10 protein-coding genes are annotated in these 10,411 nt (G+C 57.0%); 7 read left to right on the plus strand and 3 right to left on the minus strand.

Features of this window, described 5'->3' with window-relative positions; genetic code table 11:
* Positions 1 to 59: 59 nt before the first annotated feature.
* Together ubiB and ubiE are read right to left on the minus strand one after the other, a co-directional pair.
* Positions 60 to 1,589 carry a 2-polyprenylphenol 6-hydroxylase gene (gene ubiB, locus ACR0AM_RS15075; RefSeq protein WP_480474806.1) on the minus strand — a complete coding sequence of 510 codons (1,530 nt, stop codon included), beginning with the start codon at positions 1,587 to 1,589 and terminating at the stop codon, positions 60 to 62.
* A gap of 3 nt (positions 1,590 to 1,592) precedes the next feature.
* Positions 1,593 to 2,345 carry a bifunctional demethylmenaquinone methyltransferase/2-methoxy-6-polyprenyl-1,4-benzoquinol methylase UbiE gene (ubiE, locus tag ACR0AM_RS15080; protein WP_480623342.1) on the minus strand — a complete coding sequence of 251 codons (753 nt, stop codon included), beginning with the start codon at positions 2,343 to 2,345 and terminating at the stop codon, positions 1,593 to 1,595.
* Between the two features lie 86 nt (positions 2,346 to 2,431).
* On the opposite strand from ubiE, the gene mutM reads away from it, so the two are divergent.
* The 6 genes from mutM (at position 2,432) to recF (ending at position 9,057) form a co-directional block, all read left to right on the plus strand.
* Complete coding sequence (gene mutM, locus ACR0AM_RS15085) at positions 2,432 to 3,283, plus strand: bifunctional DNA-formamidopyrimidine glycosylase/DNA-(apurinic or apyrimidinic site) lyase (RefSeq protein ID WP_480555250.1); 852 nt, start codon at positions 2,432 to 2,434, stop codon at positions 3,281 to 3,283.
* A 66-nt stretch (positions 3,284 to 3,349) separates the two neighbouring features.
* Entirely contained in the window at positions 3,350 to 4,126 is a 777-nt protein-coding gene (locus ACR0AM_RS15090) for an enoyl-CoA hydratase (RefSeq protein WP_480494565.1), read from the plus strand.
* 225 nt (positions 4,127 to 4,351) lie between these two features.
* The gene (rpsT, locus tag ACR0AM_RS15095) at positions 4,352 to 4,615 is read left to right on the plus strand and encodes a 30S ribosomal protein S20 (RefSeq protein WP_039541017.1); all 264 of its coding nucleotides are present in this window, start codon (positions 4,352 to 4,354) and stop codon (positions 4,613 to 4,615) included.
* Positions 4,616 to 5,170: 555 nt separating this feature from the next.
* Positions 5,171 to 6,556: a chromosomal replication initiator protein DnaA gene (gene dnaA, locus ACR0AM_RS15100; RefSeq protein WP_480488104.1), complete on the plus strand. Its 1,386-nt coding sequence runs from the start codon at positions 5,171 to 5,173 to the stop codon at positions 6,554 to 6,556.
* A gap of 224 nt (positions 6,557 to 6,780) precedes the next feature.
* The gene (dnaN, locus tag ACR0AM_RS15105) at positions 6,781 to 7,902 is read left to right on the plus strand and encodes a DNA polymerase III subunit beta (RefSeq protein WP_480519984.1); all 1,122 of its coding nucleotides are present in this window, start codon (positions 6,781 to 6,783) and stop codon (positions 7,900 to 7,902) included.
* Between the two features lie 57 nt (positions 7,903 to 7,959).
* Positions 7,960 to 9,057 carry a DNA replication/repair protein RecF gene (recF, locus tag ACR0AM_RS15110; protein ID WP_480623343.1) on the plus strand — a complete coding sequence of 366 codons (1,098 nt, stop codon included), beginning with the start codon at positions 7,960 to 7,962 and terminating at the stop codon, positions 9,055 to 9,057.
* Here recF and ACR0AM_RS15115 read toward each other — a convergent pair.
* Complete coding sequence (locus ACR0AM_RS15115; protein ID WP_480623344.1) at positions 9,054 to 9,620, minus strand: carboxymuconolactone decarboxylase family protein; 567 nt, start codon at positions 9,618 to 9,620, stop codon at positions 9,054 to 9,056. The two genes, recF and ACR0AM_RS15115, sit on opposite strands and share 4 nt — an antisense overlap.
* Positions 9,621 to 9,720: 100 nt before the next feature.
* On the opposite strand from ACR0AM_RS15115, the gene ACR0AM_RS15120 reads away from it, so the two are divergent.
* Entirely contained in the window at positions 9,721 to 10,293 is a 573-nt protein-coding gene (locus ACR0AM_RS15120; RefSeq protein ID WP_480623345.1) for a TetR/AcrR family transcriptional regulator, read from the plus strand.
* Positions 10,294 to 10,411 lie beyond the last annotated feature (118 nt).

Here is a 10,411-nt window from a genome sequence, read left to right on the forward strand (position 1 = left end):
CGCGCAAGGCGCGATTCCCCCCGAGGATATTTTCAGCCAGATGAAGCTGCGGATCAAAATCAGCCGAGTGTCGTGATCAACAGAACTATGGCTGCGCCGGCAACTGCACCGAGAGCGGCGGGCAGGATTTTTGGCAAAAGACCCGAGTTTTCCGGTTCTTCTTTGTGTGTCTGTGCAATCAACGCGTTTTCGACCAATGTCGGCAGGCGCGGACCAAAGCGTGCCAGAACCAAAGCGGTTTTGGCAAAGTCACGAAGCGCGGCGCGCGGGCCGATGGATTGTTTAATGTAATCTTCGACCACGGGGCGGGCAACTTCCCAGATATTGATGTGGTCATCCAGTGACCGGGCAACACCTTCAACCACGACCATCGTGCGCTGTAGGAGGATCAGCTCGGTACGGGTCTCCATGCCAAAACGCTCTGTCACTTCGAACAGATAGCTTAGCAAACGGCCCATCGAAATATGCGAGGCATCCATACCGAAGATCGGTTCGCCAACCGCACGCAGGGCGCGGGCGAATTCATCGACGTCCTGATGTGCAGGAACGTAACCGGCTTCGAAATGCACTTCGGCCACGCGCTTGTAGTCGCGGCGGATGAAACCGAACAGGATCTCGGCATAGACCCGGCGCGTGTATTCGTCGATATGGCCCATGATACCGTAATCATAAGCGATGATGTCACCGTTGGCGGCGACTTTTAGGTTGCCCTGATGCATATCGGCGTGGAAATAGCCGTCGCGCAAGGCGTGAAGAAGGAACAGACGCAGCACACGTTCAGCCAGGTCGCGGCGATCGTGGCCTGCGGCGTCCAGTGCGTCATTTTCACCCAATGCAACACCGTCGGCCCAGCTGAGTGTCATCACGCGCCGTGCCGACAGTGACCACAAGACGGGCGGCAGCCAGAACCCTGTGTCGTCTTTTGTGTTGGCCGCGTATTCCGAGGCGGCAGCGCTTTCCAGACGCAGATCCAGTTCGCCCCGAACAACGCCGTCGAAATGTTCAATGACCTCCATGGGCCTCAGACGGCGGGCACCGGGGGCGAAAAGCTGCACGATGCGAGCGGCGAAATAAAATGCATCCACATCCTTACGAAATGCGCGCTCGATCCCCGGGCGCAGAACTTTGACGGCGACATCTTCGCCTGTGCTAACCAGTTTGGCTTTGTGGACCTGAGCGATGGACGCGGCTGCAATAGGTTCACTGAACTCAGAGAACACGTCCGCCACTGGCTGTCCAAGTTCCTTTTCAACCTCGGCCATGGCTTTTGTCCGGGAAAAAGGCGGGAGTTTGTCCTGTAGGACACGTAATTGTTCTGCCAGTTCGTTGCCGACGACATCAGGGCGGGTGGAAAGCACCTGCCCGAATTTGATATATGCCGGACCCAAAGCGGTCAGGGCACGGGTTGCGGGTGGCATCTGCGGGTCGCCTTTGTAGCCCAGCCACTGAAACGGTTTGCCCAAAGCATGGGCGATGACGCGAAGCGGGCGCGGGGCTTCGAATGCATCCAGCACGACATTCATGGCACCGGTGCGCTCAAGCGTGGCACCCGTTCGGATCAGGCGGATGATATTATGTGGGCCACGCATGTGTCAGATTTTCCAGCCGGAATGCAGCGCGGCGATACCCATGCTGAGATTGCGGTATTTGGCGTTTTCGAAGCCAGCAGTTCGGACCATGTTCAGGAAGGTTTTCTGATCGGGAAACTTACGGATCGACTCCACCAGATACTGATAGCTGTCGTAATCATTCGCGATCAGCTTTCCCATGCGTGGAATGACATTGAAACTGTAGAGGTCATAGAGCTTTTGCAACCCGTCATTGGGAAGCTGACTGAACTCCAGCACCATCAGGCGGCCACCGGGTTTCAGCACGCGAAAGGCTTCGTTCAGGGCCTCTTGCGGGCGGGTCACGTTCCGGATGCCGAACGAGATCGTGTAGACGTCAAAGGTGTTGTCCTCGAACGGCAGGGCCATGGCATCGCCCACCACCCAGTTCAGGCTGTCGGCCATCTGGTCGGCTTCGGCGCGTTGCCGGCCTTCGACCAGCATGGGTTCTGTCAGATCAAGAACCGTGGCATGGCCATAGCCTGCACGTTTCAGAAAGCGAAAGGAAATGTCACCGGTTCCGCCCGCAACATCCAGCAAACGCTGACCGGGACGCGGAGCTAGCCAGTCCATCATCGCGTCTTTCCAGACCCGGTGGATACCCATCGACATGACATCGTTCATCACGTCATATTTCGAGGCGACCGAGTTGAACACGCCCTGCACGCGCCCGGCCTTGTCAGCCTCGCGTACGGTTTCGAATCCGAAATGAGTGGTGTTGTCGCTGTTGTCGGACATAAGCCTTGCCGTTTGTCGAATTTCGCTTCTGTTATAGGGCTCTGGAAGCGGGGCACAATGCGGCCCTTTGGAATAGGAGCCCTGTAATGCCAGAATTGCCCGAGGTCGAGACCGTAAGACGCGGCCTGAGCCTTGCGATGGAGGGGGTCGAGATCGAACGCGCCGATGTGAACCGCCCGGATCTGCGCTGGCCATTTCCCGAACGCATGGCAGAACGGCTGACCGGGCAGCGGGTGGATCGGTTAAGGCGGCGATCAAAATATATCCTGGCCGATCTCAGCAGTGGCGAGACATTGTTGATCCATCTGGGGATGTCCGGGCGAATGACGGTGTCAGGGGATCCTCTAGGTCATTTCCTGCGCGAACATCCTGCCGCTGAGAAACATGACCATGTTGTTTTTCACATGGCCAACGGGGCGCGTATCACCTTTAACGATCCTCGCCGGTTTGGAGCGATGGACCTGCTGCCCACAGCCACAGCCGAGGATCACAAGCTTCTGGCGGTTCTGGGACCAGAGCCCTTGGGCAATGATTTCCACGAGCAACACCTGATTGAGGCGCTCAAAGGCAGGAATACCCCAGTCAAATCAGCCCTGCTGGATCAGGGAATCGTTGCCGGATTGGGGAATATCTATGTTTGCGAAGCGCTTTATCGCGGCAAGGTGTCGCCACGTCGCAAAGCAGGGCAAATTTCTGCGGCGCGTGTCGCGTCGCTGGTTCCCATCATTCGGAAGGTGTTGCAGGACGCGATCGAAGCAGGCGGATCATCCCTGCGGGATTTCCGGCAAGCTGATGGAGAACTTGGATATTTTCAGCACAGCTTTGATGTCTACGGTCGTGAAGGAAAGCCCTGCCGGACCGAGGGTTGCAATGGTCTGATCCAGAGAATCACCCAGTCCGGTCGCTCATCCTTCTACTGTGCGCAATGCCAAAGATAGCTTGATCCAGAGAATTCGCGTGGTAAGGACTCGTAACTGAACGGAACAACCGGAAGCTTTTTTCTCATGGCTTTTGAGACGATCATCGTCGAAATCGAAGACCACGTCGCCCTAATCAAACTCGACAGACCAGATGCGTTGAATGCGCTGAACTCCCAGTTACTGGGTGAGTTGTGTACCGCGCTGGAAGAGGCGGACAGCAACGACAAGGTGCGTTGCATCGTCATCACCGGATCGGACAAGGCCTTTGCCGCAGGCGCGGACATCAGGGAAATGTCCGAGATGAGCTTTGTCGATGTCTACACAACCAACCTTTTTGCTGATGCAAACGATCGGGTTTCGGCGATTCGCAAACCGATCATCGCCGCGGTCGCGGGCTATGCTCTGGGTGGGGGATGCGAGTTGGCAATGCTTTGCGATTTCATCATTGCGGCGGACACTGCAAAATTCGGCCAGCCTGAAATCAACCTTGGCGTCATAGCCGGGTTGGGCGGCACCCAGCGTTTGACGCGCTTTGTCGGCAAGTCCAAGGCGATGGACATGAACCTGACTGGGCGGTTCATGGACGCGGACGAAGCCGAACGCGCTGGTTTGGTCAGCCGGGTCGTACCGGCCAAGAAGCTGATCGAAGAAGCCGTCGGTGCGGCGCAAAAAATAGCCGAGAAATCGGCACTGACGGCAGCTGCGGCAAAAGAAGCGGTCAATCGTAGTTACGAGCTTCCGCTGAGTGAAGGTATGCTGTTTGAGCGTCGGGTCTTCCATTCCATGTTTGCCACCGAAGACCAGAAAGAGGGCATGGCGGCGTTTCTTGAAAAGCGGGCTGCGCAGTTTCGCGACAAGTAAAACGCAAGAGATTAATGAAAGGCGGGTGTTGCCTGCCTTTTCTTTGCCGGGTCTGTGAGATCCAAGAATCGGCTTGGCAATCCTTGAAATGTTCGGTATTGAGCGCCGCAATACATGCGCGTGCGGCCCGCTTGGCCCGACTCACACTCGTGATTTCTGATCCGGTGCGGATATATCCGTGGCGCGCAACCCTTGATAACCGTACCGAACGAAGGTCAGAGACACATGGCAAATTCGCCCCAGGCAAAGAAACGCGCCCGTCAGAACGAAAAGCGTTTCGCTGTTAACAAAGCGCGTCGTTCGCGCATCCGCACCTATCTGCGTAAAGTCGAAGAAGCGATTGCATCCGGTGACAAAGATGCGGCAACCGCAGCATTGCGCGCCGCCCAGCCCGAGCTGATGCGCGGCGTCACCAAAGGCGTGTTCCACAAGAACACTGCTGCGCGTAAAATGTCGCGCCTGTCGGCCCGGGTCAAAGCTCTGGGTTGAAGCCTGCGGGTTACCTTAGGTCAAGTCAGCAAGGCTGAACTAATGTCAAAGGCGCTGCGCATTGCGGCGCCTTTTTTCGTGTTGCCGGAATACCGCGCCTTCACGAAACCGAGAGATTCTTTCGACCAAAGACCCGAGTCAATATCAGAGTTTCGTTGCCGCGCCCCATTTCAAGTTGCTACCACTGATGTCAGCGATTCACTCGCTTGGGGGGACAGGCTGTTTACTCGATCGGACTGACGGGCATCAGATCGATCAGGAAACATTCGTCGACGACTGGCGCAAGCTGGGCTGCCGATCTGCCGCGAAGTCCGGATTATCCGGGATTCTCGGCCCTGTCTGAAAATTGAGATTGTGACGTGCAGCCCGAGTTTCGGGACGCTCATTTATTGTTGAGCGTCGAAAATCCGGGTGCACCGAACTTTCAGGGGCAATCCCGCCAAGCCGTTGGGTTTGGCGACAGGTTCCCTTTGGGCGTGTGAATACAAGACCGGGCAACCGGCTTCGTATGATAAGGCCGACAGGCCAATAAGAATGGGATGCGTGAGGCGCTGAATGACACAAGAGAAATGGGGACTACTGCGTAACAAATTGCTGAAGGCTGTCGGTCGGAATAATTACACCACATGGATCGAGCCTCTGGAATTTAAAGAGCTGCAGGATGGTGTGGCGGTTTTTTCCGTGCCAACGAACTTTATGGGGAACTACGTCAGCCAGAATTTTGCGGACCTCATCTTGTACGAGCTGAATACGGCTGGGGAAACCGTTCAGCGTCTGGACTTCCGTGTTGCTGCCAACTCGCCCGCGCGTCCCAAGCCCGCAGCCAAGGTGGTCACCGAAACTCAGCCAGAGCCGGTACCCTTAGCGGCGACGGATAGTGCGCAGAACGCTTTGGAGTCGTTGCAGGCCGCGCCGCTCGATTCACGTTTCACCTTTGACAGTTTTGTGGTGGGTAAACCCAACGAGCTGGCCCATGCTGCCGCGCGCCGTGTGTCCGAAGGCGGCCCGGTAACATTCAACCCGCTTGTTCTGTATGGTGGAGTGGGTCTGGGTAAGACCCACCTGATGCACGCAATTGCCTGGGAGCTGAAAACCAAGCATCCGGAACTGAATGTCCTATACCTGTCAGCCGAACAGTTCATGTATCGCTTCGTGCAGGCCCTGCGGGAACGCCGGATGATGGATTTCAAACATTTGTTCCGTTCGGTGGATGTGCTGATGGTCGATGACGTGCAGTTCATTGCCGGAAAGGATTCTACTCAGGAAGAGTTTTTCCATACGTTCAATGCGCTGGTGGATCAGAACAAGCAGATCATCATCTCGGCCGACCGCGCCCCGGGCGAAATCAAGGATCTGGAAGATCGTGTAAAGTCCCGCCTTCAATGTGGTCTGGTCGTTGACCTGCATCCGACCGACTATGAATTGCGTCTGGGCATTCTTCAGAACAAGGTCCAGCAATATAGCAGTTCCTATCCCGACCTGACGATTGCAGATGGCGTCCTTGAATTTTTGGCTCATCGTATCTCGACCAATGTCCGCGTGCTGGAAGGTGCTCTGACACGTCTGTTTGCCTTTGCCTCGTTGGTTGGACGCGAGATCGACATGGAGCTGACGCAGGATTGTCTGGCAGATGTCCTGCGCGCATCCGAGCGTAAGATCACGGTTGAAGAGATTCAGCGGAAAGTATCCGAATACTACAACATCCGCATGTCCGATATCATCGGTCCCAAGCGCCTGCGATCCTACGCGCGCCCCCGTCAGGTGGCGATGTATCTGTGCAAGCAGCTGACCAGCCGGTCGCTGCCAGAGATCGGTCGTCGGTTCGGCGGGCGCGACCACACCACAGTCATGCATGGCGTCAAGCGCATTGAAGAGCTGAAACTGACCGATGGTCAGATCGCTGAAGACGTGGAAATGCTGCGCCGTTCTCTCGAAGCCTGAACCGGGCCAGTAGTGCTAAGAAACGCTCCGGACTTCTGTGCCGGAGTGTTTTTTGTGCGTAAGAATCCACGGTTGCACCAGAACTGAGGCGTGTGGGGCACGCCGCACTTGACGGTTGGTGCATTCCAACCCAGAAATCCGTAAAAAATCCTTGTGCCTCGGGGTGGAACCGCTAACGTGCCAGTCCCGCCCATGTCGGTACGCAAGTCAGAGGAATTGAGGGTATGAAGATCAGCATTGAACGCGGCACCCTTCTTAAAGCCGTTTCGCAGGCTCAGTCCGTTGTAGAACGTCGCAATACAATTCCTATACTTGCCAATGTCCTGATCGAGGCCGAAGGCGATCAGGTCCAGTTCCGTGCCACCGATCTGGATATCGAAGTGGTCGATAAGGCACCCGCACAGGTCGAAAAGGCGGGCGCGACGACCGTCGCGGCAACAACCCTGCATGAGATTGTGCGCAAACTGCCGGACGGTGCGCTGGTGACATTGACTGCTGACAGCGCCGCAGGACGGCTGACAGTTGAAGCGGGTCGGTCGAATTTTTCGCTGGCGACACTGCCAAAAGAAGATTTTCCGGTGATGGCGTCCTCGGAATATCAATCGAATTTCAGCGCGTCGGCAGCATTGCTGCGCCGGTTGTTCGACAAGTCAAAATTCGCCATCTCGACCGAAGAGACCCGGTACTATCTGAACGGTGTGTACATGCATGTGGCAGATGGGTCCGAGGGTGGAAAAGTGTTGCGTTGTGTGGCCACCGATGGCCACCGGCTTGCGAGAATTGACGCAGATTTGCCAGCTGGCGCGGCGGATATGCCCGGCGTGATCGTGCCTCGCAAAACAGTGGGCGAGTTGCGCAAGCTGTTGGATGACGACGAGATGGATATCGCCGTTTCGGTCAGTGAAACCAAGGTACGCTTTGCCACGCCGGATATCACGCTGACGTCGAAGGTTATTGACGGCACCTTCCCCGACTACACACGTGTTATCCCACAAGGAAATACCCGCAAGCTTGAAGTGGATGCTGCTGAATTCGCGCAGGCCGTAGATCGCGTGGCGACTGTTTCGTCGGAACGGTCGCGGGCAGTGAAGTTGCAATTGGAAGGCGACAAGCTGATCTTGTCGGTGAATGCTCCTGACAGCGGCGCGGCCGAGGAGGAATTGGCTGTCGCTTACGGGGATGAGCGGTTGGAGATCGGGTTCAACGCCAAATACCTGTTGGAGATTGCGTCTCAGGTGGATCGTGAGAATGCAGTTTTCCTGTTCAACTCGGCTGGTGACCCGACATTGATGCGTGAAGGCAACGATCTGAGCGCTGTATACGTCGTCATGCCGATGCGCGTCTGATCGCGCGGATGCGATGCCTCCGGCGGGAGTATTTTTGAAAAGATGAAGGGAGGGGTCATGGGATTGGCCCTGACCGAGCTTACGGTCTCGCATTTTCGATCTCATAAGCTGGCGCGGTTGTCTCTGGACGGCCGGCCGGTTGCCATTCACGGGCCGAACGGGGCCGGGAAGACCAATATTCTTGAAGCGGTGTCGCTGTTTTCGCCCGGTCGCGGGATGCGGCGGGCGAGCGCGGCTGAGATGACCCGTCGGCCCGAGGCGTTGGGTTGGAAACTGTCCGGGTTGCTGGACGCTCAGGGGCAGCGGTTTGAAATCGAAACCTGGTCCGAGAGCGGCGCAGCGCGACAGGTGCGAATTGATGGCAAGTCGGCGACCCAGATCGATCTGGGGAAACTTGCACGGGTTGTCTGGCTGACCCCGTCCATGGACCGACTGTGGATTGAAGGGGCTGAGGGACGCCGTCGGTTTCTGGACCGTATCGCGCTGAGTTTTGACCCGGCCCACGCTGAAACATCGCTGATTTATGAAAAAGCGATGCGCGAACGTAACCGTCTGCTGAAAGAGCAGATCAGGGACGCGCATTGGTACGCCGCGCTTGAAGGGCAATTGGCCGAGACGGGGCACCGCATCCATACCGCGCGGTTGAGGTCGCTGGATCTTCTGCGGGCGGCGCAGGACCTGGCGGAAACAGTCTTTCCTTCTGCCGAACTGGAGTTGGTGCAAACCGAAGGCGCAATGCCCGAGACGGCGGAAGATTTGCGAGACGCGTTGAGCGAGAGCCGGTTCAGGGATCTGGCAGCGGGCCGAACCCTGGTGGGGCCGCATCGGTCCGACCTGTACGGTGTGTTCGCGGCCAAGGGCGTGCCGGCACGGGAGTGTTCCACTGGTGAGCAGAAAGCGCTCTTGGTGTCGCTGATCCTGTCCAATGCGCGAGCGCTGGCGGCGATGCTGGGCGCACCTCCGATCGTCCTGCTGGATGAGGTGGCCGCGCATCTGGATGCTGGGCGGCGCGCAGCGCTTTATGACGAGATTTGCGCGCTGGGCGCTCAGGCCTGGATGACGGGTACCGGGCCCGAACTGTTTGCGGAAATGGGCGACCGGGCCCAGACGCTGATCGTTACCGACAGCGATCAGGGCTCGGTCGTGACCGCTTAGGCCGGTTCGCTGACTTTGCGTTCCCACAGAAAGCCGCGCATAACCTCGTCCACCGGGGTTTTGGCCATGTGGTTGACGTAGTTCGACATGGTTTTCTGGGCCAGACCCAGCACGACATCCAGAACCGCGCGGTGTGAATAGCCCGCGTCAAAGAACGCCTGAAGCTGGTCTTCGGTCGGGTTGCCGCGGGTTTCCATCACTTGCAGGGTGAAGGTGCGCAGTGCTTCGAGTTTGGCTGAAGGCAACGGAGTTTCGTTACGCAGGGCGTCCGATATCTCGTCCGAGATCTTCATCATCTTGGCGATCCCGGTGTGGGCGGGCACGCAGTAGTGGCACTCGTTTTCCACATTGATGGTCTGCCAGACGACGGTTTTCTCATCATTGTCGAAATCAGTTTGCAGGAACAGGCCATGCAGAACCTGATAGCCTTCCAGATGCTGAGGGCTTTCGGCCATGACCTTATGCAGGCCGGGCAAGCGACCAAAAGCTGTCTGAGACTTCTGCAGCAGCGGTTTGGTCGCTTCAGGCGCGGTTTCGAGGTCGTGAGACGGGAAATTGGCCATGTCGGAACTCCTGTTTCTGGCGCGATGGGTCGTATTTAGGGTTTCTTGAGTGATCGCTCAAGTATATACTTGAGTGAACGTTCAAAAATTGGTGATGCTGATGCCCCGCAAACCCGCATACGATCGTGACGTGTTGATCGCGAAGGCGAAGGATATCTTCTGGCGTCAGGGCTGGGCTGGTACATCGCTGAAGGATCTGGAGCGGGAACTGAAGCTGAAGCCCGGCAGTTTTTATGCGGCGTTCGGGTCGAAAGATGCGCTCTATGCGCTGACGCTGGAGAGTTATACGCAAGAAGGTGTGGCGCGCTTAAAGGCCCTGGCAGAGAGACTGGGTCCGAAGGAGGCGCTGAAAGCGCAGCCCCGATTGGTGATCGAAGCGGTCGAGACCCCGGCAAAGGCCTGCATGTTGGCAAAGACATATGCCGAGTTGAAGGCGAAGGATCATGACCTTGCGGATCAGGCGGCGCATCACATGGCGGAAATGAAAGGCTGTTTCGCGGATCTGTTTCGCAAGGCTCAGGATGCCGGTGAAATCGGGGCGGGACATGATCCGGATCGACTGGCGGCACGGTATCAGTCGGACATTCTCGGGCTGCGATTGTCGGCCGAGCGCAAGGATGTCGACGCGTTGGAAATTGCCGCGGATATCGCTTCTGATATCGATCGTTTGTGATCCCTTTTTCGGGCGGCAAAAAACGATTGTCAATGGCATCTCAAATTTCCCCAGAACGGGCAGGTTAAAATTCCCCAGTTTGGCGGTTTCGGTTGTCAGCCGGTTCAGTGACTTGCTG

The sequence above is a fragment of the Ruegeria sp. AD9 genome (assembly GCF_056542305.1).

Bases quoted from the DNA above. Each gene is read 5' to 3' on its own strand.
- ubiB (WP_480474806.1), bottom strand. From the start codon at position 1,589: ATGCGTGGCCCACATAATATCATCCGCCTGATCCGAACGGGTGCCACG.
- ubiE (WP_480623342.1), bottom strand. From the start codon at position 2,345: ATGTCCGACAACAGCGACAACACCACTCATTTCGGATTCGAAACCGTA.
- mutM (WP_480555250.1), top strand. From the start codon at position 2,432: ATGCCAGAATTGCCCGAGGTCGAGACCGTAAGACGCGGCCTGAGCCTT.
- ACR0AM_RS15090 (WP_480494565.1), top strand. From the start codon at position 3,350: ATGGCTTTTGAGACGATCATCGTCGAAATCGAAGACCACGTCGCCCTA.
- rpsT (WP_039541017.1), top strand. From the start codon at position 4,352: ATGGCAAATTCGCCCCAGGCAAAGAAACGCGCCCGTCAGAACGAAAAG.
- dnaA (WP_480488104.1), top strand. From the start codon at position 5,171: ATGACACAAGAGAAATGGGGACTACTGCGTAACAAATTGCTGAAGGCT.
- dnaN (WP_480519984.1), top strand. From the start codon at position 6,781: ATGAAGATCAGCATTGAACGCGGCACCCTTCTTAAAGCCGTTTCGCAG.
- recF (WP_480623343.1), top strand. From the start codon at position 7,960: ATGGGATTGGCCCTGACCGAGCTTACGGTCTCGCATTTTCGATCTCAT.
- ACR0AM_RS15115 (WP_480623344.1), bottom strand. From the start codon at position 9,620: ATGGCCAATTTCCCGTCTCACGACCTCGAAACCGCGCCTGAAGCGACC.
- ACR0AM_RS15120 (WP_480623345.1), top strand. From the start codon at position 9,721: ATGCCCCGCAAACCCGCATACGATCGTGACGTGTTGATCGCGAAGGCG.